General features: G+C 71.5%; 26 protein-coding genes. 15 read left to right on the forward strand and 11 right to left on the reverse strand.

Annotation, left to right across the window (positions count from 1 at the left end):
• The gene (locus ACFYY2_RS28970; RefSeq protein WP_388748388.1) at positions 1 to 930 is read right to left on the reverse strand and encodes a sirohydrochlorin chelatase; all 930 of its coding nucleotides are present in this window, start codon (positions 928 to 930) and stop codon (positions 1 to 3) included.
• Between the two features lie 139 nt (positions 931 to 1069).
• Positions 1070 to 2068 carry a BadF/BadG/BcrA/BcrD ATPase family protein gene (locus tag ACFYY2_RS28975; protein ID WP_388748390.1) on the reverse strand — a complete coding sequence of 333 codons (999 nt, stop codon included), beginning with the start codon at positions 2066 to 2068 and terminating at the stop codon, positions 1070 to 1072.
• 207 nt (positions 2069 to 2275) lie between these two features.
• Between ACFYY2_RS28975 and ACFYY2_RS28980 the strand changes: the two genes are divergently transcribed.
• The 5 genes from ACFYY2_RS28980 (at position 2276) to ACFYY2_RS29000 (ending at position 7140) form a co-directional block, all read left to right on the forward strand.
• On the forward strand, positions 2276 to 2953 hold the full coding sequence (locus ACFYY2_RS28980) for a uracil-DNA glycosylase (RefSeq protein ID WP_388748392.1): 678 nt from the start codon (positions 2276 to 2278) through the stop codon (positions 2951 to 2953).
• 383 nt (positions 2954 to 3336) lie between these two features.
• The gene (locus ACFYY2_RS28985; RefSeq protein WP_388748394.1) at positions 3337 to 3744 is read left to right on the forward strand and encodes a hypothetical protein; all 408 of its coding nucleotides are present in this window, start codon (positions 3337 to 3339) and stop codon (positions 3742 to 3744) included.
• Between the two features lie 133 nt (positions 3745 to 3877).
• The gene (locus ACFYY2_RS28990; RefSeq protein WP_388748396.1) at positions 3878 to 5098 is read left to right on the forward strand and encodes a saccharopine dehydrogenase family protein; all 1221 of its coding nucleotides are present in this window, start codon (positions 3878 to 3880) and stop codon (positions 5096 to 5098) included.
• Between the two features lie 130 nt (positions 5099 to 5228).
• Entirely contained in the window at positions 5229 to 6722 is a 1494-nt protein-coding gene (locus ACFYY2_RS28995; RefSeq protein ID WP_388748398.1) for an APC family permease, read from the forward strand.
• A 1-nt stretch (position 6723) separates the two neighbouring features.
• A complete protein-coding gene (locus tag ACFYY2_RS29000) occupies positions 6724 to 7140 on the forward strand; it encodes a universal stress protein (RefSeq protein ID WP_388748400.1) in 417 nt (138 codons plus the stop codon).
• 166 nt (positions 7141 to 7306) lie between these two features.
• Here ACFYY2_RS29000 and ACFYY2_RS29005 read toward each other — a convergent pair whose 3' ends face one another.
• A complete protein-coding gene (locus tag ACFYY2_RS29005; protein ID WP_388748402.1) occupies positions 7307 to 8392 on the reverse strand; it encodes a WD40/YVTN/BNR-like repeat-containing protein in 1086 nt (361 codons plus the stop codon).
• A gap of 136 nt (positions 8393 to 8528) precedes the next feature.
• Positions 8529 to 9587, reverse strand: a complete 1059-nt coding sequence (locus ACFYY2_RS29010; protein ID WP_388748404.1) for a LacI family DNA-binding transcriptional regulator — start codon at positions 9585 to 9587, stop codon at positions 8529 to 8531.
• 214 nt (positions 9588 to 9801) lie between these two features.
• On the opposite strand from ACFYY2_RS29010, the gene ACFYY2_RS29015 reads away from it, so the two are divergent.
• The 8 genes from ACFYY2_RS29015 to ACFYY2_RS29050 all read left to right on the forward strand — a co-directional run bounded on the left by ACFYY2_RS29015 (position 9802) and on the right by ACFYY2_RS29050 (position 18309).
• Positions 9802 to 11046, forward strand: coding sequence for an extracellular solute-binding protein (locus ACFYY2_RS29015; protein WP_388748645.1), 1245 nt, complete (start codon positions 9802 to 9804; stop codon positions 11044 to 11046).
• 2 nt (positions 11047 to 11048) lie between these two features.
• Positions 11049 to 11978 (forward strand): carbohydrate ABC transporter permease, encoded by a 930-nt coding sequence (locus ACFYY2_RS29020; RefSeq protein WP_388748406.1) that lies wholly within the window; start codon positions 11049 to 11051, stop codon positions 11976 to 11978.
• A 4-nt stretch (positions 11979 to 11982) separates the two neighbouring features.
• A complete protein-coding gene (locus ACFYY2_RS29025; RefSeq protein WP_388748408.1) occupies positions 11983 to 12882 on the forward strand; it encodes a carbohydrate ABC transporter permease in 900 nt (299 codons plus the stop codon).
• A 52-nt stretch (positions 12883 to 12934) separates the two neighbouring features.
• The gene (locus ACFYY2_RS29030; protein WP_388748410.1) at positions 12935 to 15337 is read left to right on the forward strand and encodes a glycoside hydrolase family 3 N-terminal domain-containing protein; all 2403 of its coding nucleotides are present in this window, start codon (positions 12935 to 12937) and stop codon (positions 15335 to 15337) included.
• A gap of 168 nt (positions 15338 to 15505) precedes the next feature.
• The gene (locus ACFYY2_RS29035) at positions 15506 to 15907 is read left to right on the forward strand and encodes a hypothetical protein (RefSeq protein ID WP_388748412.1); all 402 of its coding nucleotides are present in this window, start codon (positions 15506 to 15508) and stop codon (positions 15905 to 15907) included.
• A 144-nt stretch (positions 15908 to 16051) separates the two neighbouring features.
• Positions 16052 to 17152 carry an NADH:flavin oxidoreductase/NADH oxidase gene (locus tag ACFYY2_RS29040; protein WP_388748414.1) on the forward strand — a complete coding sequence of 367 codons (1101 nt, stop codon included), beginning with the start codon at positions 16052 to 16054 and terminating at the stop codon, positions 17150 to 17152.
• A 28-nt stretch (positions 17153 to 17180) separates the two neighbouring features.
• On the forward strand, positions 17181 to 17912 hold the full coding sequence (locus tag ACFYY2_RS29045) for a class I SAM-dependent methyltransferase (RefSeq protein WP_388748416.1): 732 nt from the start codon (positions 17181 to 17183) through the stop codon (positions 17910 to 17912).
• A gap of 49 nt (positions 17913 to 17961) precedes the next feature.
• On the forward strand, positions 17962 to 18309 hold the full coding sequence (locus ACFYY2_RS29050) for an ArsR/SmtB family transcription factor (protein WP_388748419.1): 348 nt from the start codon (positions 17962 to 17964) through the stop codon (positions 18307 to 18309).
• Positions 18310 to 18336: 27 nt separating this feature from the next.
• On the opposite strand, the gene ACFYY2_RS29055 is transcribed toward ACFYY2_RS29050, so the two are convergent.
• Complete coding sequence (locus ACFYY2_RS29055) at positions 18337 to 19014, reverse strand: DUF305 domain-containing protein (protein ID WP_388748421.1); 678 nt, start codon at positions 19012 to 19014, stop codon at positions 18337 to 18339.
• A 163-nt stretch (positions 19015 to 19177) separates the two neighbouring features.
• Between ACFYY2_RS29055 and ACFYY2_RS29060 the strand changes: the two genes are divergently transcribed.
• Positions 19178 to 20668: an LVIVD repeat-containing protein gene (locus ACFYY2_RS29060; RefSeq protein ID WP_388748423.1), complete on the forward strand. Its 1491-nt coding sequence runs from the start codon at positions 19178 to 19180 to the stop codon at positions 20666 to 20668.
• A 171-nt stretch (positions 20669 to 20839) separates the two neighbouring features.
• Here the strand turns inward: ACFYY2_RS29060 and ACFYY2_RS29065 are convergent, their stop codons facing one another.
• The 5 genes from ACFYY2_RS29065 to ACFYY2_RS29085 form a co-directional block, all read right to left on the reverse strand.
• Positions 20840 to 21019, reverse strand: a complete 180-nt coding sequence (locus ACFYY2_RS29065) for a hypothetical protein (protein WP_327121200.1) — start codon at positions 21017 to 21019, stop codon at positions 20840 to 20842.
• Between the two features lie 80 nt (positions 21020 to 21099).
• Positions 21100 to 21825, reverse strand: a complete 726-nt coding sequence (locus ACFYY2_RS29070) for an HAD family hydrolase (protein ID WP_388748426.1) — start codon at positions 21823 to 21825, stop codon at positions 21100 to 21102.
• Between the two features lie 7 nt (positions 21826 to 21832).
• Positions 21833 to 22543, reverse strand: coding sequence for a phosphatase PAP2 family protein (locus ACFYY2_RS29075; RefSeq protein WP_388748428.1), 711 nt, complete (start codon positions 22541 to 22543; stop codon positions 21833 to 21835).
• Positions 22544 to 22577: 34 nt separating this feature from the next.
• Positions 22578 to 23513, reverse strand: coding sequence for a M56 family metallopeptidase (locus ACFYY2_RS29080; RefSeq protein ID WP_388748430.1), 936 nt, complete (start codon positions 23511 to 23513; stop codon positions 22578 to 22580).
• Between the two features lie 87 nt (positions 23514 to 23600).
• Positions 23601 to 24182, reverse strand: a complete 582-nt coding sequence (locus tag ACFYY2_RS29085; protein WP_388748432.1) for a DUF5134 domain-containing protein — start codon at positions 24180 to 24182, stop codon at positions 23601 to 23603.
• Positions 24183 to 24362: 180 nt separating this feature from the next.
• Between ACFYY2_RS29085 and ACFYY2_RS29090 the strand changes: the two genes are divergently transcribed.
• Complete coding sequence (locus tag ACFYY2_RS29090; protein WP_388748434.1) at positions 24363 to 24911, forward strand: GNAT family N-acetyltransferase; 549 nt, start codon at positions 24363 to 24365, stop codon at positions 24909 to 24911.
• 31 nt (positions 24912 to 24942) lie between these two features.
• Here the strand turns inward: ACFYY2_RS29090 and ACFYY2_RS29095 are convergent, their stop codons facing one another.
• A complete protein-coding gene (locus tag ACFYY2_RS29095; protein ID WP_388748436.1) occupies positions 24943 to 25626 on the reverse strand; it encodes a glycerophosphodiester phosphodiesterase in 684 nt (227 codons plus the stop codon).
• Between the last annotated feature and the right edge of the window lie 49 nt (positions 25627 to 25675).

Below are 25675 nucleotides of genomic sequence, written 5' to 3' on the forward strand. Positions count from 1 at the left end.
TCAGTGCGTCTGGGCTCCCTGCGGCGTCGCCGGGGTGATGCCCAGGGTCGTCGCGTAGAGGGAGAGCACCAGCTTGCCGATGGCCGGGTAGGCGCCGAGGGGCTCGGCGGTGGCGCAGCCGGCCTCCTTCGCAGCGGCTTCCAGCAGCGCGGCGTCGATCTCCGGCCCGACGAGGTAGGGCGCGAGCGCGAGCTGCACCGAGCCGGAACCCTGGAGCTGGGCGGCGATGGAGGCGACCGAGCCCTCCACATCCAGTGCCGCGGCCATCACCGGGACCGCCAGACGTGCGGCGAGCAGCATGCCGGTGATGCCGGCGGCCTGTACGGCCTCCTCGCCACCCACCGTGGCCAGCACGATGCCGTCGGCCGCGGTCGCCACGGTGAACAGCCTGGCGCGGTCGGCACGTGCCAGCCCCGCCTCCGAGAGGCGCACGTGCAGCGCCTCGGCGAGCAGCGGGTGCGGACCGAGCACGTCGGTCAGCTCCACCTGCGTACCGCTCTCCATCACGGCCTGCCGTATGCGCCGGATCAGGGCGCTGTCGGGGCCCGCGAGGAGCGGAACCACGACGGCGGACGGGCCGGTCGGCTCGGCGACCTCACGACCTGCCGCGGTGGCCTGCTCGAAGCGCGCGACGCGCTCGGCGGCGGCCTGGGTCAGGACGGAGGCGAGTGCGGGAAATTCGGTGTCGTCACCGTCGCCGTCGAGATAGCCGATCTGCGCGTTCAGACCGGGCAGCTCGGAACGGGCGATGCTGACGACCTCCTCGGCAAGGCTGCGCGATGCCGCGGAAGGGGTGCCGGGAACGGCGAGAACGAGCGCGGCAGCGCCCTCGGGTGCGACCACGGGCTCAGGGCGGCGGTGCCGTCCGGACTGGCGAGGTCGCGGCATTCGTACTGGCAGGCCGGAGGCGGGCCCAGTGGGGGTGCTCATGGCGCCGCATGCTACTGGTTTTGGGTACCGCTCTGTTCGGGGAGGGGGCGGCTGGGCGTTATCTGTCCGTATATGTCTGTAGAGCGGCATAGCGGGCAACTGACCTGCTCTGTCCGGGACCGCTGATCGTCCGACCTGCTCACGTTACTCCCGGTACGAACAACAGGGCCGGGTGGGGCGGCAGTCGCAGCCCCGGTCCCGCCAACGCCCGGGCGATCTCCAACGACCCGTGCAGCGGGTCGCCCGCCGCCGGCACCACCCGTGCCTGCGGCACCTGCTCCGCCAACTCCTCGCGCAGCGGTCCGAGAAGCGCTTCGCCCATGCGGAACAACCCGCCGGTCAGAGCGACTTCGTATGCCCCGGTCCGGTGTTCGGCGGGGGCCGGGCACACAGCGGCCGCGGCCTCCGCGATGTGGGCGGCCGCCCGCCGCAGGATCGCCGCCGCCGTCCCGTCCCTGCCGGCGCAGGCCGCGACCTCCGGCGCGAAGGAGGCCAGCAGCGCCGGGCGGTCCGTGCGGGGATAGAGCAGGCCGGGCAGACCGGCCGCGGGGCCGAAGACCGTCTCGGCCCGCGCCAACAGGGCCGGGGAACCACCGCGCCGGCCGTCGTGGGCCCGCATCGCCGCGTCGAGTCCTTCCCTGCCGATCCAGGCCCCGCCGCCGCTGTCCCCCAGCAGATGCCCCCAGCCGTCCGCCCTGCGCCACGTCGAGAGGTCGGTGCCGAGCGCGATCATCCCGGTGCCCCCGGCGACCACCGCGCCGGGCCGCTGGCCGAGCGCGCCGGTGTACGCGGTCACCGCGTCGGCGGCGAGGGCGACCCGCCGCACCCCCAGTGCGGACTCGAGCGCGGCGGGCAGCTCCGCGCGCAACTGGCCGCCGAGGGTAGCCATCCCGGCCGCGCCGATCGCCGCCGCGGTCACGGCCGCCCCGGGTCCCGCCGCCTCCAGCAGCGCGTGCACCTCGGGCAGCAACTGCTCCAGCAGGTGAGCGGCGTCGATCCCGGCGGGGCCGGTCCTCACCGGCTCGGCGCACACGGCGGTGCGGACCGCATGCAGGGGGTCCACGGTTCCCAGCGCGAGCCTCAGCCCCGAACCGCCGGAGTCCACCCCGAGGACCAGTCCGGCCGTCGAGGCGCTCACCGCGGCCACGATTCGGACGGCGGCCGCCCGGCCCGCGCGATCACCCCGGGCGCGGGGCACCGCCCATCCTCGATGAACGCCTGCGTGACCATGTGGACCGACTCCGGGGGCTGGAGGACCGAGGACGACGCGCAGCCTATCCCCAGGACGGCGGCCGCGGAGGACCGAATGATCACGGTGTCGGTGTGGGCCGGTAGGGTGACGCACGTGGCAGCGCGACCGTTGAGTGAACTTGTGGAGCCCGGCTGGGCTCAGGCGTTGGAACCCGTGGCCGGCCGGATCGCGGAGATGGGCAATTTCCTCCGCGCCGAGATCGGCGCCGGGCGGACGTACCTGCCGTCCGGGCAGAACGTCCTGCGGGCCTTCCATCAGCCCTTCGACGACGTACGCGTCCTGATAGTCGGTCAGGACCCTTACCCGACACCGGGAATGGCCATCGGTCTGAGTTTCGCCGTGGCCCCTGACGTACGCCGTCTTCCCGGCAGCCTGGAGAACATCTTCCGTGAGCTGCACACCGACCTCGGTCTTCCCAGGCCGTCCAACGGGGACCTGACGCCGTGGACGCGGCAGGGAGTGCTCCTGCTGAACCGGGCGCTGACGACGGCGCCGGGCAAGCCCGCCGCCCACCGGGGCAAGGGCTGGGAGGAAGTGACCGAGCAGGCGATCCGGGCACTGGCCGCGCGGGGCAAACCGATGGTGTCGGTGCTGTGGGGCCGGGACGCGCGCAACGTACGCCCGCTCCTCGGGGACCTGCCCGCGGTCGAGTCCGCACACCCGTCGCCGATGTCGGCCGACCGGGGTTTCTTCGGTTCGCGGCCGTTCAGCCGCACGAACGACTACCTGAGTGGCCTGGGCGAGCAGCCCGTGGACTGGCGTCTGCCCTGACCAGGGAAGTGCGGGACACGAGGTCCCGCGGCGTTCAGGCGTGCTGCCCGAGTAGGTGACGCCCGGTGATTCACAGCGTTGAGGGGCGCGGTCCGCGGCGTCTTTCCGGATCCTCTGCGCCGGTTCCGCATGAGACCTCGATTACGGGGCACGAGCCCCTGTGACCCGAGCTCAGGTCGGTGCTTCCCCCCAAGCACTGTGTGAGCCTCCGGCCCCACCGTCATCCCCCCGTCGGTGGGGCCGGACTTTCTTCCCGGTTGCGATCTCGCTGCGGCACAGGCTGGACGCGCGGACCTGATGTCGCGACAGGCCACGTCTGCCGGGTCGTCGGGATGCCCATGAAGTCGTTTGCAGGGCGCCCGACGCTGCACGACCATCGTCGGATGAGTGCGAATGAGGGGCGGGCGCTGACCTGGGTCGCCCAGACGTGTTCCGCGTATCCGTCTCAGTGGGATGCCTGGACGGCGGACGGCCAGTACCTGTATCTCCGGTACCGGCACGGTGAGGGCCGCGTCGAGTGGCATCCCGGTCCCGACGATGACGCCGAGACGTCGGAGTCCTGGAACGAGGGCCGCTCCGGGCTCCTGACCGAATGGGACGACGGCACCGGTGGCGGTGTCACCGGCCTTGAGGACTTCCTCGCGGCAGCGGGCCTGGTCCTTGCGCCGGGTGCCTCGGTGAGGGGCGGCCACGGCGCGTGGTCGGGCGCGGAGCCGGATGACGCGCCGCCGCAGATGCCGCCGGCAAGGACCGTACGCGCCCGTCGGAGTGGGAGCAGGCGGCCCGGATAGCCCGGACGCGGGACACCGTCCGGACGGTTGCCCCGTGGCAGGGCGGCCCGGCTGCTAGCGTCCCCGGACGACCGGACCGGCCGGCCCGGCTGCAGCCGTTCGCAGCGCCGGAACGGCAGAGGAGAGGTTTCCCATGCGTGTCCTCCTGGTCGGGGCGGGAGGCGTGGGTACGGCGATCACGCGTATCGCGGCCCGGCGATCCTTCTTCGAGCACATGACGGTGGCGGACTACGACCTCGGGCGGGCCGAGACCGCCGTCGCCGCACTGGGGGACAGCGGTGCCCGGTTCGGTGCCGCCCGGCTGGACGCCTCCGACCCCGCCGCCGTGCGCGCCGCGCTCACGGAACACCGGTGCGACGTTCTGCTCAACGCGACCGACCCGCGGTTCGTCATGCCGCTGTTCGAGGCGGCCCTCGCCCACGGCGCGCACTACCTCGACATGGCCATGTCCCTGTCCCGGCCTCATCCGTCACGCCCTTACGAGGAGTGCGGCGTCAAGCTGGGGGACGCGCAGTTCGAACGTGCGGCCGATTGGGAGGCGGCCGGGAGGCTCGCACTGGTGGGGATCGGCGTGGAGCCCGGACTCTCGGACGTGTTCGCCCGTTACGCCTCGGACGAGCTCTTCGACGAGATCGACGAGATCGGGATCCGTGACGGCGCCGACCTGACGGTGGAGGGCTACGACTTCGCCCCGTCCTTCAGCATCTGGACGACCATCGAGGAGTGTCTGAACCCGCCGGTCGTCTACGAGGAGGACCGGGGCTGGTTCACCACGGAGCCCTTCAGCGAACCGGAGATGTTCGACTTCCCGGAGGGCATCGGCCCCGTCGAGTGCGTCAACGTCGAGCACGAGGAGGTCCTGCTCGTGCCGCGCTGGCTCAAGGCCCGGCGCGTCACCTTCAAGTACGGGCTGGGAGAGGAGTTCATCGGTGTCCTGCGCACGCTCCACAAGCTGGGCCTGGACCGCACGGATCCGGTTTCGGTGAAGAGCGGTGCGGGGGCCGCCGAGGTGTCCCCCCGCGACGTGGTGGCGGCGTGCCTGCCCGACCCGGCCGGGCTCGGGGAGCGGATGCACGGCAAGACCTGCGCCGGCACCTGGGTGAAGGGCACCAAGGACGGGCGGCCCCGGGAGGTCTACCTCTACCACGTGGTCGACAACCAGTGGTCGATGCGTGAATACGGCTCCCAGGCCGTCGTCTGGCAGACCGCCGTCAATCCGGTGGCCGCTCTCGAACTCCTGGCGGGCGGCATCTGGAGCGGGACCGGAGTACTCGGCCCCGAAGCCCTGCCGCCCAGGCCGTTCCTCGATCTGCTGAACGAGTACGGCGCCCCCTGGGGCATGCGCGAGCAGTGAGCGGTGCGAGGCGTACCCGCGTGCGCGGCGCGGGAACGCCTCACCGGACGTGCACGCGGGGGTGTACCTCCCTAGCATGTGGAAGGAAATATTCCGCCTTCTCTTCAGGCCTGTGACCGAGCGAGGGAGCATGGCAGAGGTCCGTGCCGGATCAGCACCGCCGGCAAGCTTGAAGCCGAACGCGATCGGCTTCGTCGACGCGCTGGTCATCGGGCTGAACGCCACGTCCCCGGCCTACTCGGTGGCCGCGGTCATCGGCCCGGTGGTGGCGCTCGTCGGCATCTACGCACCCGGGGTGCTCTTCGCCTCGTTCGTGCCGATGCTGCTCATCGCCTCGGCCTTCTACTACCTCAACAAGGCCGACCAGGACTGCGGGACGACCTTCTCCTGGGTGACCCGCGCCATGGGCCCCTGGGCCGGGTGGCTCGGAGGCTGGGCCATCGCCATGACCGGTGTGCTGGTCGTGGGGTCACTGGCCGACATCGCGGTCAGCTTCGGACTGCTCGCCGTGGGGCTCGACAGCTGGGCGGAGAACGACTTCGTCCGCCAACTGCTGACCGTCGTCCTGATCCTGGTGATGACCGGGCTGTGTGTCATCGGGACCGAGCTGTCGGCCAAGGTGCAGAACGCCCTGATCCTGGCTCAGGTGGCCTTCCTCCTGGTGTTCGTGATCGTCGCGCTCTACCGCGTCTACGCGGGCACGACGGACTTCGACTCGATCACACCCGCGGTCGACTGGCTCAACCCCTTCGGGGCGGGCGGCGCGGCGCTGACCGGTGGTCTGCTGCTGGGCGTGTTCATCTACTGGGGCTGGGAATCGGCCGTCAACCTCACCGAGGAGGTCGAGGACTCCGCGACCGCGCCGGGCAAGGCCGGCGTGTGGTCGACCGTCATCCTGCTGGTGACCTACCTCTCCGTCGGCTTCGCGGTCGTCGCCTTCGCCGGAACGGAGTATCTGGTGGAGAACGCCGGGGAGGAGGAGTTCGTCTTCGCCCTGCTGGCCGGTGAGGTCATGGGCGACTGGGACTGGATCGTGCTCCTCGCGGTCGCGACCTCCGCGCTCGCCTCCACTCAGACGACCATCATCCCGGCCTCGCGCACCGCCCTGTCGATGGCCCGGCGCCACGCGCTGCCCAAGCACTTCGCCCGCATCAGCCCGAGGTTCCGGACCCCCGACGTGAGCACGTGGTGGGTGGCCGGCATCGCCATCGCCTGGTACCTGATCGTCGGCCAGATCAGTGAGAACGCCCTCTTCGACTCGCTGACCGCGCTCTCCCTCCTCATCGCCTTCTACTACGCGCTCACCGGCGTGGCCTGCGCGATCTACTACCGCCGCCATCTGACCGAGAGCCTGCGCAACTTCCTCCTCATCGGCCTCGGTCCCCTGGTCGGGGCCGGGCTGCTCACGTGGCTGCTGGTCCGGTCCGTCATGGACATGTCTGATCCGGCGAACTCCTACAGCGGAACCTCGTGGTTCGGACTCGGCCCGCCGCTCGTCATCGGCATCGCCATCATCCTCATCGGCGTGGTGATCATGGTGGTCCTGCGGTTCCGGTCGCCGGCCTTCTGGGCCGAGCGGCGAGGTGTGGTCGACCCGGGTCTCGTGCACGGCAAGGAGTCCTGAGATGTCGGTGGTGCTCGGGTACGACGAGTCGCCCGGCTCCGTGCGTGCCCTGCGGGTGGCGATCGAGGTGGCCGCCACGTTCGGCGAGAAGCTCGTCCTCGTCTACGGAGCCGCTCCGCCCGGCCCCACCGGTGAGGAGTACCGCGCCCACTACGAGGCCATCCGGCAGGCCGGACGCACGGGGCTGGAACGCGCGGTCGCCTCGGCGGAGGCGGCCGAGGTGCCGACCACGGTCGAAGTCATCGACCTGAGCCCGGCGCAGGCGCTGATCGAGGCTGCCTCCCGCCACGATGCGCGGGTCATCGTCGTGGGCAGTTGGGGCGAGAGCCCGATGCGAGGGGCTCTGCTCGGCTCCACCCCGCACAAGCTCCTGCACCTGTCGACCGTGCCCGTGCTGTGCGTGCCGACGGAGATCTGACCCGGCCCGAAGCGGCCCGGAGCGACCCGACGGGGCCGATGGGCACACCGGCCGCCCCCGGCGTCCGTCGGCCGCCCGTGCCGGTCACGTCCGCCGGCCGCGCGCTTCGGCCCGCCGCGTCGCGGAACCGCCCCCTACGGCTGCCGTGTCGCGGAGCGGCCCCCGGTCAGCCGAGCGCCGCCGCACGCACGCACAGCACGTCCGGCAGATGGGAGACCAGCTGCTGCCAGCTGTCACCGTCGTCGGCGCTCGCGTACACTTCGCCGTTGCGATTGCCGAAGTAGATGCCGGCCGGGTCCGCGTCGTCCGTGCAGAGGCCGTCGCGCAGCACCGTGCCGTAGTGGTCGCCGTCGGGGAGCCCTTGCGTCAGCGGCTCCCAGGTGTCACCCGCGTCCCGGGTGCGGAAGACCCGGCAGCGGTGACCGGCCGGCACCCGGTCGGCGTCGGCGTTGATCGGGAACACGTAGAACGTGTCCGCGCGGTGCGGGTGAGCGGCGGCGGCGAAGCCGAAGTCCGAGGGCAGGCCCGCGCCGATGTCCTTCCAGCGCTTCCCGCCGTCGTCGCTGCGGAACACACCCCAGTGGTTCTGGAGATAGAGCCGGTCGGGATCGGCGGCGTCACGGGTGACCTTGTGCACGCACTGGCCGAACTCGGGATCGGGATCCGGGAGGAACACGGCCGAGACGCCCTTGTTCGAGGGCGTCCAGCGCTCGCCGCCGTCCTCGGTCCGGAACACGCCCGCGGTCGAGACGGCGACGGTCACGGCTGCGGCGTCCCTGGGGTCGGTCAGGATGGTGTGCAGCCCCTCGCCGCCCCCGCCCGGCACCCACCGCGATCGCGTCGGATGCTCCCAGAGCGGGCGGACCAGCTCGAAGGATTCCCCCCGGTCGTCCGAACGGAACAGGGCGGCCGGCTCCGTTCCCGCGTAGACGACGTCGGGCGCCTCGGGCCCGGCGGGGTGCAGCTGCCAGACCCGCTCCAGCGAGGCGTCGGTGAACCGGGGGAACTTCACGGCGGGTTGCTTCGGCTCCACCCACGTCGACCCCAGGTCGTCGGAGTGGAAGACCGACGGGCCCCAGTGCGCGCTGTCTCCGCCCACCAGCAGCCGCGGTGCGCTTCCCCGCGTGTCGATCGCGATCGAGTAGATCGCCTGCGCGTTGAAGTGCGGATCGCCGAACTCCCATGTCCCGCCGCGCCTGCGGCCGATGAAGAGTCCCTTGCGGGTGCCGACGGTGAGCAGTACATCGGTCATGACAGGACCTCCCGAAACGCCTTTGTGCCGGATACGGGTCAGTCTGCACCCCGGCACTGACAACGGGCCGTAGCGACGACGCGCGCAGGGGGCTCCCGTCCGGACCGGCGCCGCGCCGGGTACCCGCCGTGCCGCCTCAGCGTGACGGCGGGGCCGTGCTGCTGCGGACCACCAGGCTCGTCGCCAGGTCGACCCGCGTGGTCGCCGGTTTCCCGCCCCGCCCGAGATCAAGGACGAGCCGGGCAGCGGTCTCGGCCATCTCTATGAGGGGCTGCCGCACGGTGGTGAGGGGCGGCCCGATCCAGCGGGTGAGCGGCAGATCGTCGAAGCCGACGACGCTGAGGTCCTCCGGGATGCGCAGTCCCAGCTCGCGCGCCGCCTCGTACACGCCGAGGGCCTGCAGGTCGTTCCCGGCGAAGATGGCGGTGGGGGGTTCGGGCAGTCGCAGGAGGTCCAGCGCCGCCGTGTATCCGTCCTCGTGGTTGAACGCGCCCTCGCGGACGAGACCGGGGTCCATGCTCACGCCGGACGTCTCCAGGGCGGCGCGGTAGCCGTCCAGCCGCGCGCGGCTGCACATCATGCGGGACGGCCCGCCGATGACGCCGATCCGCCGGTGGCCCAGGCCGGTCAGATGGCGGGTGGCGGCGATGCCGCCCTGCCAGTTGGCCGCCCCGACCGACGGGATGTCGTCCCCGGGGTCGCCGGCCGGATCGACCACGACGAACGGGATGGACCGGCTGGTCAGCTGGGCGCGCTGTGCCGCGTCGAGGTCCGAGAGCACCAGGATGACCCCGGCGGGGCGGCGCGCCAGGACGCCGTCCACCCACGTCTGGCCCGGGGTGAGCCGGCCCGCGCTCTCGGAGAGGACCAGGCTCAGCCCCTCCTCCCGGGCGACGTTCTCGACGCCGCGGACGACCTCCATCGCCCAGGCACTGTCCAGTTCGTGGAAGACGAGGTCGATCAGCCGGGACTGCTGGGTGGTCCCGCGCCGCCGGCGGTAGCCGTGCAGGAGCAACAGCTCCTCCACCCGGGTGCGCGTGCCGGCGGCGACGTCGGCACGGCCGTTCAGCACCTTCGAAACTGTCGGAGCCGAGACTCCGGCCGCTCGGGCGATCTCCGCCAGCGTGGCGGTGCCCTCCGTCGGCTCGCCGGAAGACGCCTTCTCCTTTTGGTGCTGGACCTTTGCAGGGCTCATGCACGAATCGTAGCTTCCCCGGCCGGGCGGACGGAGGTCCGGGCGGGGTCCGTGAATCCTTGCTCCCGCCCTCTTGACGAGCCCGAAACGCGACCGTACGGTTCCGGCAACATTCGAACGGCACGCCGAAACATTCGACAGAGGTGCGGTCATGCGGTCGGGGACATTCGCTCAGGGCACGCGTACGACGAGATGGGCCGCCGCAGCTGCGGCGATGGTGATGACAGGGCTGCTGGCGGGCTGCGGCTCCGGGACCGGCGGGGACGGCGGCGGCACCATCACCGCCTACGTCTACGGCGACGACGCGGTCAAGGTCCAGCAGGCCGCGGTCGACGCCTTCAACAAGACCTCCGAGGTCAAGGTCAAGCTGGTGTCGGTCCCGGGCACCGACTACGTGAACAAGCTGCGCAGCGCCATGGGTTCACCCGGCGCTCCGGACGTCTTCTTCAACTGGGGCGGCGGGTCCATCAAGCCGTACGTCGACTCCGACAACCTCGTCGACCTGACCTCCACGGTCGAGAACGACGCTGTGCTCAAGGACGGCTTCCTGCCGTCCGTCATGACCGCCGGCAGCCTCGACGGGAAGATCTACGGGGTCCCGATGCGCGGAATGCAGCCCGTGATGCTCTTCTACAACAAGGCCCTGTTCAAGGAGCACGGCCTCCAGGCGCCCAGGACCTGGGAGGACCTCCAGAAGGCCGTCACCACCTTCAAGGGCGCCGGTGTCACACCGTTCGCCCTCGGCGGCGCGGACAAGTGGCCGGAGCTGATGTGGATGGAGTACCTGCTGGACCGGATCGGCGGGCCCGAGGTCTTCCGGAGGATCCAGAACGGCGACACCGGCGGCTGGGGCGACCCGGCGGTGCTGGAGACGGCCAGGACCGTCGAGAAACTCATCGACGACGGAGCCTTCGGCAAGAACTTCAACTCGGTCGACTACGGCAACGGCGGCGCTCCGACCCTGCTCAACAAGGGCAAGGCGGCCATGCACCTGATGGGCTCGTGGGAGTACTCGACCCAGCTGGGAAAGGCCCCCGAGTTCGCGAAGAAGGACCTCGGCTGGACCGCGTTCCCGACCGTCGCCGGGGGAGCGGGCGACGCGGCGAACGTCGTGGGCAACCCGACCAACTACTGGTCGGTCAACGCCCGTACCAAGCACAAGGACACCGCGGTCGCGTTCCTCAAGACCATGGCGTCCACGACCTACGCCCAGGCCCTCGTCGACAACGGTGACGTGCCCACCACCTCCAACGCCGCCTCGATGCTGAGCGGTTCGCCCAACCCGCAGTTCGCCGCGGATCAGTACGCCATGGTCCAGAAGGCCCCGAGCTTCACCCTCTCGTGGGACCAGGCGCTCGAAGCCCGGTACGCCACACCGCTTCTGACGGAGATCAGCAAGCTGTTCGCCGGCAAGAGCACGCCCGAGCAGTTCGTCGCAGCGATGAAGGCCGCCGAGTAACGATGCACTCTCACATCCCGGCCGCGAGGAGGCACGGGGACCGGGGCACGGCCGTCGGCAACGCCGGCCGTCCCCCGGTCGTCTGGGCGGTCCCCGGCCTCCTCTTCTTCGCCGTCTTCGCGATCGTGCCCCTGGCGATCGCCGTCTACCTCTCGTTCTGCCGGTGGGACGGGCTCGGCTCCCCGACCCCGACGGGCCTGGACAACTGGACCCGGCTGTTCCAGGACGCGGAGTTCGGCCGGGCCGCCTGGCTGAGCCTGCTGCTCACCACGGTCAGCTGGGCCTTCCAGACTCCGGTGGCCCTGCTCCTGGGCGTCTGGGCGGCGGGCCGCCAGCGCAGCCGCGCCTTCCTGTCGGCGGTCTTCTTCGTCCCGCTGCTGCTCTCCACCACCGCGATCGCGATGCTCTTCCATGCCCTGCTGGACCCCAACTTCGGTGTGATCAAGACGATCGGACCCTGGCTCGGCATCGATCCCGGCGTCATGGGGTCCTCCACCGGCGCCCTGCTCGTGGTGGCGTTCGTCGGCGGATGGCAGTTCATGCCGTTCCACACGCTGATCTACCAGGGCGGGGCCCGGCAGATCCCCGAAGTCCTCCACCAGGCCGCCGCCATCGACGGCGCGGGCATGGTGCGGCAGTTCTTCCACATCACCCTGCCGCAGCTGCGCCACACGATCACGACCTCGTCGGTGCTGATGATCGTGGGGTCGCTGACGTACTTCGACACCGTCCTCATCATGACCAAGGGCGGCCCCGGCACGGACACGACGATCCTGCCCTACCTGATGTACCGGACCGGCTTCCAGACGTACGACCTCGGCTACGCCGCGGCCATCGCCACCGCACTCGTCGTGGTGGCGACCGGCATCTCGCTGATCATGGTCCGCTTCAGCGGGTTCGGGACCATGCGGTCCACCCGGGAAGGTATGTGACGCCATGTCGACCGACACCCGTACCGCACCACCCCGGCACCGGCCGGTGCCCGCCGCTCCCAGCGGTGCGCGCACGGTCCGGCGCCGGAGGCGCCTCGGCAACCCGGTGGCCGGCCTCGGCTCGCTGATCTGGCTCGTCGTCGTCCTGGTGCCGCTGTACACGCTGGTCTCCGCGTCGCTGATGCGCCAGGACCAGGCGCTGAACGGGGACCCGCTGGCCGTCCCCGCCGACCCGACGTTCGAGAACTACGAAACCGTGCTGGACAGCGGCTTCGCCGCACTGCTCGGCAACACCGCGATCGTCGCCTTCGCCACGGTCGCGATCGTCCTGGTCCTCTCCGTCCCGGTGGCCTACGTGGCGGTGCGCACCCGCAGCCGCCTCTCCTCGCTCGCCTTCCGGATGTTCCTGCTGGGTGTCGCCATCCCGGCCCAGGCGGTGATCGTGCCGCTGTACCTGATGATCGGCAGGCTGGGCCTGTACGACACCCTCTGGGCGATCATCCTGCCCACCGCCGCCTTCGCGATGCCGGTCGCGGTCCTGGTCCTCAGCGGCACCATGCGCGACGTATCCGAGGAGATGTACGAGGCGATGGCCCTCGACGGCGCGTCACCCGTCCGGATGCTCTGGCAGCTCGCGGTCCCGCTGTCCAGGGCAGGGATCAGCACGGTGGCGATCTTCTCCGCCCTGCAGGCGTGGAACGGCTTCCTCTTCCCGCTGATCCTGACCCAGTCGGAGGAGAACCGCGTCCTGACGCTCGGGCTGTTCAACTTCATGACCCAGTTCGGAGTGAACATCCCCGCGGTCCTGGCAGCGATCGTCCTCTCCGTCGTCCCCATCTTCGCCGTGTACCTCGTGGCCCGGCGGGCGCTCATCGACGGACTGATGGGGGTGGGCGGCAAGTAGAGCCCCCACGCCGCCCCGGACCACCGCACTCATGAGAGGAACCCCTGCCGCCATGGCAATCCACCCCGCACCGCAGGCCCGTCCGGCCGACCCGCCCCCGGCCGCGGACGGCCCGTGGCGCGATCCCGCGCTCAGCCCCGAGGAGAGGGTGGCCGATCTGGCGTCCCGGATGACGCTGGAGGAGAAGGCCGCCCAGCTGTACGGAATCTGGGTGGGTGCCGACGCCGAGGGCGACGGAGTCGCGCCGCACCAGAACGACATGGTCGACCCCGTCGACTTCGAGGACCTCACCACCCGCGGACTGGGCCAGCTCACCCGGCCGTTCGGCACCGCTCCGGTGGACCCGGGCGTCGGAGCCGTCGCGCTGGCCACCGCCCAGGCCAGGATCGTCGCGGCCGGCAGATTCGGTATCCCGGCACTCGCCCACGAGGAGTGCCTGGCCGGCTTCACCGCCTGGGGCGCTACCGCCTATCCGGTCCCGCTCGCCTGGGGTGCGGCCTGGGATCCCGGGCTCGTCACCGAGATGGCCCGGCGGATCGGCGAGGACATGCGGTCGGTCGGCGTCCACCAGGGACTGGCGCCGGTCCTGGACGTGGTGCGGGACCTGCGCTGGGGCCGCGTCGAGGAGACCGTCGGTGAGGACCCCTACCTGGTCGCGACCATCGGCACGGCCTACGTCCGCGGTCTGGAGTCCGCCGGGATCGTCGCGACCCTCAAGCACTTCGCGGGGTACTCCGCGTCGGCGGGGGCACGCAATCTGTCCCCCGTCAGGGCCGGCGCCCGGGAGATGGCGGACGTGATCCTTCCGCCGTTCGAGATGGCGGTCGGGGAGGGCGGGGCGCGCTCCGTGATGCACTCCTACGCGGAGATCGACGGCGTCCCCGCCGCCGCCGACCCCTCCCTGCTCACCGGACTCCTCCGGGACACCTGGGGATTCACCGGCACGGTCGTCGCCGACTACTTCGGCATCGGTTTCCTGGAGACCCTGCACAAGGTGGCGGGGGACCGTGGGGACGCCGCCCGCCTCGCCCTGACCGCGGGAGTCGACGTCGAACTGCCCACCGTGCGCAGTTACGGCGACGAACTGGTCGCCGCCGTGCGGGACGGCCGTATCGCGGAGGAGCTCCTGGACCGCGCCCTGCACCGCGTCCTCCTGCAGAAGTGCGCGCTCGGACTGCTCGACCCGGGGCAGTCGGCCCTGCCCGCGGCGCTCGACGGTGTGGAGCCGGGCCGCGCACGCGGCACGGTGGACCTGGACCCGCCACGGAACAGGGCCCTGGCCCGGCTGCTCGCGGAGCGTTCCTGCGTGCTGCTGGCCAACCCCGAGGGCGTGCTGCCGCTGAGCGGCACCGGCCGGATCGCGGTCGTCGGACCGCGCGCCGACGACCCCCTGGCCATGCTCGGTTGCTACTCGTTCCCCAGCCACGTCGGGGTCCAGCACCCCGGCTCTCCCATGGGCATCGAGGTTCCGACGCTGCTGGAGTCCCTGCGCGAGGAGTTCCCGGGCGCCGGCGTCGACCACGCCCAGGGCTGTGAGGTGGACGGTACGGACACCTCCGGCATCGCGGCCGCAGCCGCGCTGGCCGCCGGGGCCGATGTCTGCGTCGCCGTACTCGGGGACCGGGCCGGGCTGTTCGGGCGGGGCACGTCCGGAGAGGGCTGTGACGCGGCGGACCTCGCCCTGCCGGGGCGGCAGGGCGAACTCCTGGACGCACTCCTGGCCACCGGCACCCCGGTCGTCCTGGTCCTGCTGACGGGACGTACGTACGCGCTCGGCCGGTGGGCCGGCAGGACGGCGGGCTGTGTGCAGGCGTTCTTCCCCGGCGAGGAGGGCGGTCCGGCGCTCGCCGGTGTGCTCTCGGGACGGGTGAATCCCTCCGGACGTCTGCCGCTGGGGGTCCCCGAAGGTCCCGGGGGACAGCCGTGGACGTATCTCCAGCCCCCGCTGGGCCGTGCCAACGGGGTGAGCAACCTCGACCCGAGCCCGCTCTACCCGTTCGGGCACGGGCTGTCCTACACCTCGTTCGACTGGGAGCCCGGCCCGGATGTGCCGGCCGAGCTCCCCACCGACGGAGAGACGGACCTCGCGATCACGGTCCGCAACACCGGCGACCGCGACGGGGCCGAGATCGTCCAGCTCTACGCCCACGACCCGGTCGCCCAGACCACGCGCCCCGAGGCCCGGCTGATCGCCTACGCCCGGGTGCCGCTCGCCGCGGGGGAGTCGCGCAGGGTCGGGTTCCGCTTCCACGCGGACCTGGTCTCCTTCACCGGGACCGCGGGGCGCCGGATCGTGGAGCCGGGTGACCTCGAACTCCGCTTCGCCACGTCCAGCGACCCGGCGGACGTCAAGCACACCGTGCGGCTGCGTCTCACCGGACCCGAGCGCACCGTCGATCACCGGCGGCGCATGGTGTGCGCCACGTCGCTCGAACCGCCGCTCGCCCGGGAGTGAGGAGCGGAGCCCCGCACCCGCTCCGAGGGGGTGCGGGGCTCCGTCGAAACTTTCGGGCGGCCCGGGTCCCGGGCCCTCGGATTCCGCCCGGCCGGCCCCGTCGTGGTACTCCATGAGGGCCGGTGGTCCGAGTTCCGCCGGCCGGAGCGGGACGAGGAGGAGACACGGATGAGCGTCGAGGTCCAGGACACCGAGGGCCGAGAGGCGGTGCTCGGCATCGGGCCCGGCCCGGAGGACGGACCCGCGCGGGTCGGCATCCGGGTCGAGGGACCCGCGCTTCGCGCCTCCTGGACCTGTTCCCCCGCTGCGGCCAGGGAGCTGGCCTCGGCGCTCGTCGCCGCGGCGGCCGAGGCGGAGAACGCCGGGTCGGAGCCCGTCACGGTCAAGGCCGGTGAACTGCTGCGCGGCGACGTGCGCGACGGGAACCGGAGCATGACGGTCGAGTCGGTCAGGCCGGACGGGGCGAACGTCCTGGTGACGTGGACATCGGGAGCCGGACGCAGCTGGAGCCAGGTCTACTCGGCCGAGACCGACATCGGGCTGAGGCGCCGGCTGCGCCCGGGGAGCTGACGGGGCGGCCGTCGCGCGACTTCATAATTCGACGCTCGTCGTAGTACGGTAATTCTCGTAGTACGGTGATTCTCGTACGAAGTGGTGACCGGGTGCGTCCCGGCCGGCCGCCCCCCGTCGCGTCCCGATGAATCGGAGCCCCCCGTGAGTGCACTCTTCGAGCCCTACACCCTGAGGTCGCTGACCGTCCCCAACCGTGTCTGGATGGCTCCGATGTGCCAGTACAGCGCGGAGGCCTCCGGGCCCGACGCGGGCACGGTCAACGACTGGCACTTCGCCCACTACGCGGCGCGCGCGGTGGGCGGCACGGGACTCGTCCTGACGGAGGCCACCGCCATCAGCCCCGAGGGGCGGATCAGCCCCTCGGACCTCGGCATCTGGAACGACCGGCAGGTGGAGGCGTTCCGGCGCGTCACCGACTTCCTCCGGAGCCAGGGAACGGTCCCCGGCATCCAGCTCGCGCACGCCGGGCGGAAGGCCTCGACGGATCTGCCCTGGCGCGGCGGTACTCCCCTCGGGGCCGGCGAGCCCGGAGGCTGGCAGACGGTCGCCCCGAGTCCCCTCGGGTACGACGAGAGTGACCCCGCACCCGCCGAGCTGACCGTCGACGACATCAAGAAGATCGTCGACGACTTCGCGGCGGCCGCCCGCCGCGCGCTCGCCGCGGGCTTCCAGGTCGCCGAGGTCCACGGTGCGCACGGCTACCTCATCGGCCAGTTCCTGTCCCCGCACAGCAACCACCGCACCGACTCCTACGGCGGCTCCTTCGAGAACCGCACGCGTCTCGCCCTGGAGGTCGTCGACGCGGTGCGCGCGGTGTGGCCGGAGGAACTCCCGGTGTTCTTCCGCGTCTCCGCGACCGACTGGCTGACCGAGAACGCGGACGACGCACGCGAGGGCTGGACCGCCGACGAGACGGTCCGCCTGGCCCGTCTGCTGCTCGCGCACGGAGTCGACCTCCTGGACGTCTCGACCGGCGGACTGGCGCCGAACACGCGGATCCCCGTGGAGCCCGGCTACCAGGTGCCGTTCGCCGAACGCGTACGCACCGAGACCGGCCTCCCGGTCGCGGCCGTCGGACTGATCACCGACGCGGTCCAGGCCGAGAAGATCATCACCGACGGAGGTGCGGACGCGGTCCTGCTCGGCCGTGCACTGCTGCGCGACCCCTACTTCGCCCGCAGGGCGTCGAGGGAGCTCGGCGGCGAGGTCCGGACGCCGAATCAGTACGGCCGAGCGGTGTGACGCCACTCCTGTCGGTACGCTGACCGCGATGTCCACTCCGCAGGGCCCCACGCTTCGCGAACTGGCCGTACAGGCGCTCTCCTCGACGATGCGCGGATACGACCTGCTCGCCCCGAAGTTCGACCTGACGCCGTACCGCACCCCGGACCGGGTCCTCGACGCCGTCACCGACGCGGTGCGGCCCCTCGGGCCCTTCGGCAGCGGCCTCGACGTCTGCTGCGGCACCGGTGCCGGGGTGGGAGTGCTGCGCGGTCTGTGCACGGAGCGCGTCACCGGCGTCGACTTCAGCGCGGGCATGCTCGCCGTGGCCGGGCGCTCGCACCCGGCCGACGGCGACCGCCCGGACGCGGGCTGGGTGCGGGCGGACGCCCGGGCCCTGCCGTTCCGGCCGGTCTTCGACCTGGCTCTGAGTCTCGGGGCGTTCGGGCACTTCCTGCCGTCGGAGCGCCCCGGGCTGTTCGCCCAGGTGCGCGCGTCCCTGAGGCCGGGCGGACTGTTCGTCTTCCCGGTGGGCGCGCCGCCCCCGGTCGGCTCCCGGGCCTACTGGTCGCTGCTCGGTTTCGATGCCGCCATGAGGGTGCGCAACGCCCTCCTGCGCCCGCGATTCATCATGTACTACCGCACGTTCCCGCTGACCGGGGTCCTGGCCGATCTCGGCCGCGCGGGCTTCGGTACCCGGCTCCTGCCGCTGGAGAGCCTCGGCCGGAGGCAGGACGGAAGCCCGCGGGCCCGCCTCGTGGTGGCAGCGGTGCCGGAATGAAATTCGATGACTCTCGTACAATGGAGTCCCCGTACGAAGTGGAGCCGTCGTGACGCCGAACGCCGCCCGCGTGCTCGTCCACCCCTCGCGCGAGGAGATCCGTGTCGAGGGAGTGCTCCACGCGCTCTCCGACCCGGTCAGGCTCAGGATCGTGCGCCAGCTTGCGGGGGCGGCCGACGAACTGGCCTGCTCACGCTTCGACCTCCCGGTGTCCAAGTCCACCTCGACGCACCACTTCAGGGTGCTCCGCGAGAGCGGCGTCATCAGCCAGTTCTACCGCGGCACGGCGAAGCTGAACTGTGTACGGGCGGAGGACCTGGACGCGCTGTTCCCCGGACTGCTGGACAGCGTCCTCGGTGCGGCCGCCCTCCAGGCGGAGCGCCACGGCGAGAGCTGAGCGGCCGGCCCGGGGTCCCCGCACGGCTCAGGTCATGAGCGCCCGCATGCGCTCCACCTCGACGGTCTGCTGCGCCACGACATCGTTGGCCATCTCCTCGACCAGCACGTTGTTGCCGTCCGCGAGGGCCTCCGTGGCCATCGTGACCGCACCCTGATGGTGAGTGATCATCAGCTTCAGGAAGAGCGCGTCGAATGCCTTCCCCCGCGCCGCACGCAGCTCTGCGATCTGCGCCTCGGTCGCCATCCCCGGCATCGAGGCATGCTCGTGGGTCTCCTCGCGGCCCTCCACGCCGTTGTTCTTCAGCCACCCCTCCATGGCGGCGATCTCCGGCTTCTGGGCGGCGGAGATGCGCTGCGCGAGCCGCTCGACCGAAGCCGACCGGGCCCGGTCCGGGACGAGGGCGGTGAGGACCAGTGCCTGGCGGTGATGCTCGATCATCATCCGGGCGTACCGGATGTCGGCGGAGTTGGGGGTGTCGTCCCCGGCGGCCGCGACCGCCTCGCCGGGCGACAGCGTCCGCGCGGGCTCACCCGGCTTTCCGGGTGCGATGACCGAAGGGCCCCTGTCCGCGGCGGACTTCGTCGCGCCGTCACCGCCGTCCTCGTCACAGCCGCTCGCGAACAGGGCGGCCGAGAGGGCGGCCACCAGGACGACGGTGCGCAGGCGTGACGTCCGACGGCGTATCAGCACGGTGACCTCCATGGGCACTTGAGTGTGTTGCAGACCGTCCTAACACCTTCCACCGGGTGATGATCAAAAACTTTCATTACATCTGTGTTGCCATCTGTTGGTGTGTACATGGGAGGGACGATACTGCCGGGGTCCATGAACCGTTCCTCGACGAACGGATACAAGGGAGGACGCAGTGACCTCGTTGCACACCACAAGCGTGCGGCGCAGACGTCTGGGTGTGGCGGCAGCCGCGGCCGGGCTCTTCGCCACTCTGCTGACAGCCGGGCCCGCCGCGGCCACGCCGGACCCGGGCGACGCCGCCACCACCCGCGGCGGCGTCTCCGCGAGTGAGCAGGCCGAAGCCAGGGCCGCCATCAAGAGCGGTGAGATACCCGGCGTGGACGAGATAGTCCACAGCGACAACATCGAGCACCTCACCAACATCCCCAAGGACGCGCTCCAGGGGCTCAACACCGACCTGGCGTTCCAGGGCAAGTACGCCTACGCCGGGAACTACGACGGCTTCCGCATCTTCGACATCAGCAACCCGAAGAAGCCGAGGACCGTCGCACAGGTCCTCTGCCCCGGCTCGCAGAACGACATCTCGGTCTCGGGCAACCTGCTGTTCCTGTCCACCGACTCCTCGCGCAGCGACAACTCGTGTGCCAGCACCACACAGCCCGCCACGGAGAAGTCGTCCTGGGAGGGCATGAAGGTCTTCGACATCAGCGACAAGCGCAACCCGAAGTACGTCGCCGCGGTCGAGACGGCGTGCGGTTCGCACACCCACACGATCATTCCGGAGCGCAAGGACGTCTACGTCTACGTCTCCTCCTACTCGCCGAACGCGACGTTCCCGGACTGCCAGCCGCCGCACGACGGTATCTCCGTCATCAAGGTGCCGCGCAAGGCTCCCGAGAGCGCCCGCATCGTCTCCTTCCCCGTCCTCTTCCCGGACGGCGGGAACCCGGGCGCGCCCGACAACCCGGGCGTGTCCAAGACCACCGGCTGCCACGACATCACCGTCCTGCCGTCCAAGGACCTCGCCGCGGGCGCCTGCATGGGTGACGGCCTGCTGTTCTCCATCAAGGACCCGGAGAACCCGAAGATCATCGACCGGGTCCAGGACAACGTGAACTTCGCGTTCTGGCACTCCGCCAGCTTCAACCAGGACGCCGACAAGGTCGTGTTCACGGACGAGCTCGGCGGGGGCGGCGCCGCCACCTGCAACGACGAGATCGGCCCCAACCGGGGTGCGGACGGGATCTACGACATCACCGGCAAGGGCGACAAGCGCAAGCTGGTCTTCCGCAGCTACTTCAAGATCGACCGCCCCCAGGCCGACACGGAGGTCTGCGTCGCCCACAACGGCTCGCTCATCCCCGTCAAGGGCCGTGACCTGATGGTCCAGGCCTGGTACCAGGGCGGGGTCTCCGTGTGGGACTTCACCGACTCCTCGAAGCCCAAGGAGATCGCGTACTTCGAGCGCGGCCCCGTCTCCACGGACGCCGTCACCACCGCGGGCCCCTGGTCCGCGTACTACTACAACGGCTACATCTACTCCAACGACATCGCCAAGGGCTTCGACGTCCTGAAGCTCGACGACCGGCGGACGGACCCGGCCAAGCGTGTGCGCCTGCCCGAGCTCAACGTGCAGACGCAGCCGGAGTACTTCCGCCACTGACCGACCGCTCCACCGCAGGTGAGAACGAGTGCCCCGCCGGACGGTCCCCGTCCGGCGGGGCGCGTCCGTCTCATTGACCGGTGGACCGCGCGGGGCCATGCTGTACCCCTGATTCCGGCGATGCGGGGGATCGCCGGAATCAGCCGCGGGCGGGACCGGCCCGCCGGGACGTCAGGCCGCCGGCCGCACGCTCGTACCCGCGGCGGCGGCCCACTCCACGAGAAGGCGCTGGTACTCGGTCTCGTCGTCCGGAGACAGCAGTCCCCCCGAGCGCTGCCACAGGTCACGGATCGCTTCGTTGACCACAGAGGCGGGGCGCACGCGGGCGGACGTGTTCGGATACGGGGACATGCCCACCAGGTTAGGCCCCGTCAGAGCCGCGGACCCCCCTCGCGGACAGGGATATCCCTCACACCTCCTCCCGGAATCCTTCACGAACCGCGGGTGACGCGGCCCTCGTCCGTGAGGTCCGCCAGGCCGAGTGCCCGGAGGCCGTCGGGCCGCTCCGCCACGGGGAGGTGGTCGACGAAGCGCACCTCGCAGCCGATGGCCGCCGCTCCTCCGTCCGCGTGGCGGTCGTCACCGACCATGACCACGTCCGCCGGATCCCGGCCCAGCAGCGCGCACGCCGTGCGGAACAGCCCGGGATCGGGCTTCTGGACGCCGTGTTCGTAGGACAGCACGTAGGCGTCGACCAGGCCGTCCAGGCCGTGCGCCCGGAAGACGGGGCGAAGGTCCCAGCCGATGTTGCTCACGACACCGACCGCGACCCCGTCGTCGCGCAGTCCGCGCAGTACCGCCTCCGCGTCGGGATACGGCTGCCAGGCCGCGGGATCCATGTGGCGTTCGTACAGCGCGTCACAGAGGCGGGGATCCGGCAGGCCGGCCTGCCGGGCCAGGCCCGTGTACGCCTCCCTGTGGAGCCGCGCGCTGCTGTCGCGAACGGCATAGGCGGAGGCCAGTTCGGACGGGATCCGCTCGGGGGGCGGGCCTCCGGGCAGTGCCCCGGCGGCCGTCAGGCGCTGTGCGTACCTCTCGACATCGGCCTCGTCCAGGACCGTGCCCGTGCGGTCCATGGCCGCGCGCAGCCACGAGATGACGGGCTCGATCCTGAAGAGGGTTCCGGAGAAGTCGAAGAGTGCGCCTTTGATCTGCATGGCCCGATCATCGCCGCCCCGTGACCTGCCTACAAGGGCGGCTGCGCGTCGACGGCGCCCCGCCGGTGCGGCGCGTGTACGCGGCGACGGAGAGCGCGCACACGGCCCCGCCCAGGAGCGCTCCGCCCAGCACGTCGCTCGGCCAGTGCACACCCAGGTAGAGGCGCGTCAGCGCCACGCCGGCCACCGACACCACGGCGAGGGCGAGTGAGCCCCACCACAGCGGGGCCTGCGCGCCGTGGAGGCGGAGCAGCCACAGGAGGAGCCCGCACGTCACCGCCGCGGTCATCACGTGCCCCGAGGGGAAGGCCGCGTAGTTCGCCGAGTCCACCGGATCGGGCCACCGGGGGCGTTCCCGCCCCACGAGGGCCTTGAGCCCCTGCTGCACGAGTGTCGTGACGACGCTCGTCACGGCCACCCACACCGCGAGCAACCGCGCTCCACGCCACCACAGGACGACCACGGCCACGGCCGTCAGCGCCCGCATCGTCCAGGGGTCCCACACCCAGTCCGTCAGCACGCGGTTGACGTGGACCAGAACCGGTTCTCCCACCGCGCTGCGGTGCAACGCCTCCGCCACCGAGCCGTCCGCGGAGATCAGCGGCGGCCAGCGCACCGCGACCAGCGACAGCAGGACGGCGGAGAGGACGGCGCAGGCGAGGCCCGCGACGAGGAGGAGAGGGCGGCCGGAATGCGTGTCGCGTGAGGGGGAATGCATGGGGACGATCCTCGCGGACGGGGGGAGCGTCCGGCTATCCCAGTGCGCTGAGTCCCGGCACGAAGGCCACCAGCAGCGGCACGACCGGCACCAGTGCGGCCGCCGCCGTCAGCCGCAGCCGGCGTCCCGCGGACAGCCGTTGCGTCGGCGCGAGCAAGCGGTCGACCCGGAGCGGCACATGGGTGCCGGACCCCGGGCCCGGTCCGAACACCCCACGGCCCTCGTTGAGTTCGACCAGGGCGAGCGCGATGGTCAGCCGTCCGAAGCGTCGTGACGCCACGTCGTCCGCGGCCAGCTCGACGAGCCGGTGCATCTCGTCCCGGAACGCCGCGAAGACGGGGATCTGCGGAAATCCGTTCGCCAGGGCGCCCGAGCAGTGCAGCAGCCAGTCGTGCCGGGCCCGGGCGTGTCCCTGCTCGTGAGCCAGCAGGGCGTCCAGCTGACGGCCTTTCAGTCGGTCGAGTGCCGCCGTGGTGACCACCAGTTGAGGAGCCGAACCGGGCAGCCACCAGGCGTCCGGGCGTTCCCCCTCCAGGACCACGATGCGTCCGCCGCCGGGCTCCTCGCCCGGCATCAGCGGGGAGCGCGCCAGCAGTTCGGAACGCCGCTGCCGCCGCCGGCGGCCGGCCCGGTGGATCTCCCGCACGAGCATCGCGCCGCTCCACAGGCCGCCGAGGGCCAGCAGCACCGCGATGACCGCCGACCACGGCCCGTACGCGCCGAGGGCGTACGCCTCGACCACGCCGTGCGGGGCGGGTGCGAAGACGTGGCCCCGGACCGCCTGCCAGGCGGCTGCCGCGCTGAAGGTCATGGAGAGGGCGAACGACAGCAGGACGCCCGCCACGACGCACTGCCAGACCCACAGGGCGACGACGGGTTCACGGTCCGGCCACCGGGCCTTCGCCATCAGGCCCGGGGCCGCGACGGCGGCCAGGACACCGAGCAGCAGCAGGGCCAGGGAGACCAACATGGGCGTCACCCTATGAGCGCCGCCGTATCCCGGGGTACGGCCGTGCGCGTCAAGTGACGTACGCCACGGTGTGGGACGGCCGCTGTCTCACAGTGTGAGAAGCATGGCGAACATGGCCATCGCCATGGTCAGCCGGCAGGCGAGTGCCAGTTCCGGCCGCGCACCCCAGCCGACGCCCACCGTCCCGCCGTCCGCCACGGCCACGGGCGGGGAGGCCGGAATGAGCCGTCCCGCCGAGCGCAGGACGTAGGCCGCGTAGTAGACGAGCAGCACTCCCGTCAGTACGGGAACGCCTCCCGCGGCACCGGCACCGTGCCCCGAGTGACCGTCGGCCGTGAGCCCCGACGCCGGAATCATCGCGACCGACATGTAGACCATGGCCAGCGACCCCACCAGATGGTGCAAGTGATGCCCTCCGGCCCGGGCGTACGCGAGGGCGCGCAGGGCCGACGCGCCGAACGTCACGGCGTACACGGCCCACATCCAGTTCGGGAGGGTGAGCAGGGCCGCGGGCACGGCCATCGCCGCCATGCCGAAACCCATCAGCGCCTCGGCGCGCGCCATGCCGCGCTCCCGCTCCGTGCCGTCCCGGGTACGCAGCAGGCAGTAGGTCCCCGTGAGCCCGCACAGCACCATGAGCAGCCAGCCGGACAGTGCCGGACCGTGCACAGCACACCTCCCCCTACGCCGGACGACGCCGGTGTCGTCCCATCGATGCCCCGTCCGGACCGCTCCTACCGGGGCGCATTGGAGTACTGGGGGAGCGCGCCCGGGCCTGCGGGGGGCGGTCGGGGGGCGGGTTAGTCTCGGGAAGGCACAGTCGGCAGCGCCTCACCGGAGAAGAGCCCCATGGACATCGCACCCGCCACGGCACGGGCAGAACTGACCTTCCGCGACGCGACCGAGGACGATGTCCCGGCCCTCGTGCGACTCGTCGAGTCCGCCTACCGGGGGGACGCGAGCCGGGCGGGATGGACCACGGAGGCGGACATACTCAAGGGCAGGCGCACCGATGCCGACGGGGTGCGCGGGATCATCGTCGATCCCTCGGGGCGGGTCCTGATCGCCGAGCAGGAGGGCGAGACCGTCGCCTGCTGCCAGCTCGAACACCGCGGCCGAGCCGCCTACTTCGGCATGTTCGCCGTCAGGCCCGGGCTGCAGGGCGCGGGACTCGGCAAGGTGATCATCGCCGAGGCGGAGCGCACGGCCCGCTCCGACTGGGGGGTGGACGAGATGCACATGACGGTGATCTCGGTCCGCGAGGAGCTGATCGCCTGGTACGAGCGCCGGGGCTACCGCCGTACGGGAGAGCTGACACCCTTCCCGTACGGCGACGAGCGCTTCGGGGTCCCGCAGCGTGACGACCTCGCGTTCGAACTGCTGGTGAAGCGCCTCTGACGGCGGCCCGCGCGCCGGACCCCGGGGGGTCTCACGCGGTGAAGCGGCCCGCGCGCCGGATCTCCGGGTAGTCGGTCGTCGCGCCGTCCAGGCCCAGCGCGCGCACCAGCCGCAGGTGGTCCTGGGTGTTCACGACCCAGCCGATCACCTTCAGGCCTTCCGCGTGCGCCTGCTCGACCACCTCCAGGGTGAGGCGGCGGATGTTGAGAGCCAGCGTGGCGGCGCCGACCGCCTTCGCGCGGTCCACCACGTCGCCCTGCCAGCGGCTGGCGATGAGGACGGTCCTGACCCCCGGAACCAGCTGCGCGATCTCGGCGACGGCCTCGTCGTGGAACGAGGACACCTCCACGCGGCCGGCCAGGTCGCGTCGCAGCATCACGTCCGCCAGCGCCCGAGCCGCCGCCACGTCCTTGATCTCCGCCTGGAGCGGCGACCGGACCGCGTCGAGGACCTCCTCGAACACGGGCACCCGCTCGCCCTGCCCGGCGTCGAGCTCGCGGAGCTCCCCGAGCGTCTTCTCGGCGATCAGCCCCTGTCCGTCCGTGGTCCGGTCCACGGACGCGTCGTGCATCACGGCGAGTGCGCCGTCCTTGCTCAGATGGAGATCCAGTTCGACGGCGTCCATGCCGGCCCGCTCCGCGTGCGTGAACGAGCGCAGCGTGTTCTCCGGTTCGACACCCATGACTCCGCGATGACCGATGGTGAGAAAAGTCAAGACACTCCCGCTTCCGTCCGTCGTCCTTGCCCTGTGTGCGACTCCTGCC

Source organism: Streptomyces sp. NPDC001822 (assembly GCF_042892135.1).
In the GTDB taxonomy this organism is placed as follows: domain Bacteria; phylum Actinomycetota; class Actinomycetes; order Streptomycetales; family Streptomycetaceae; genus Streptomyces.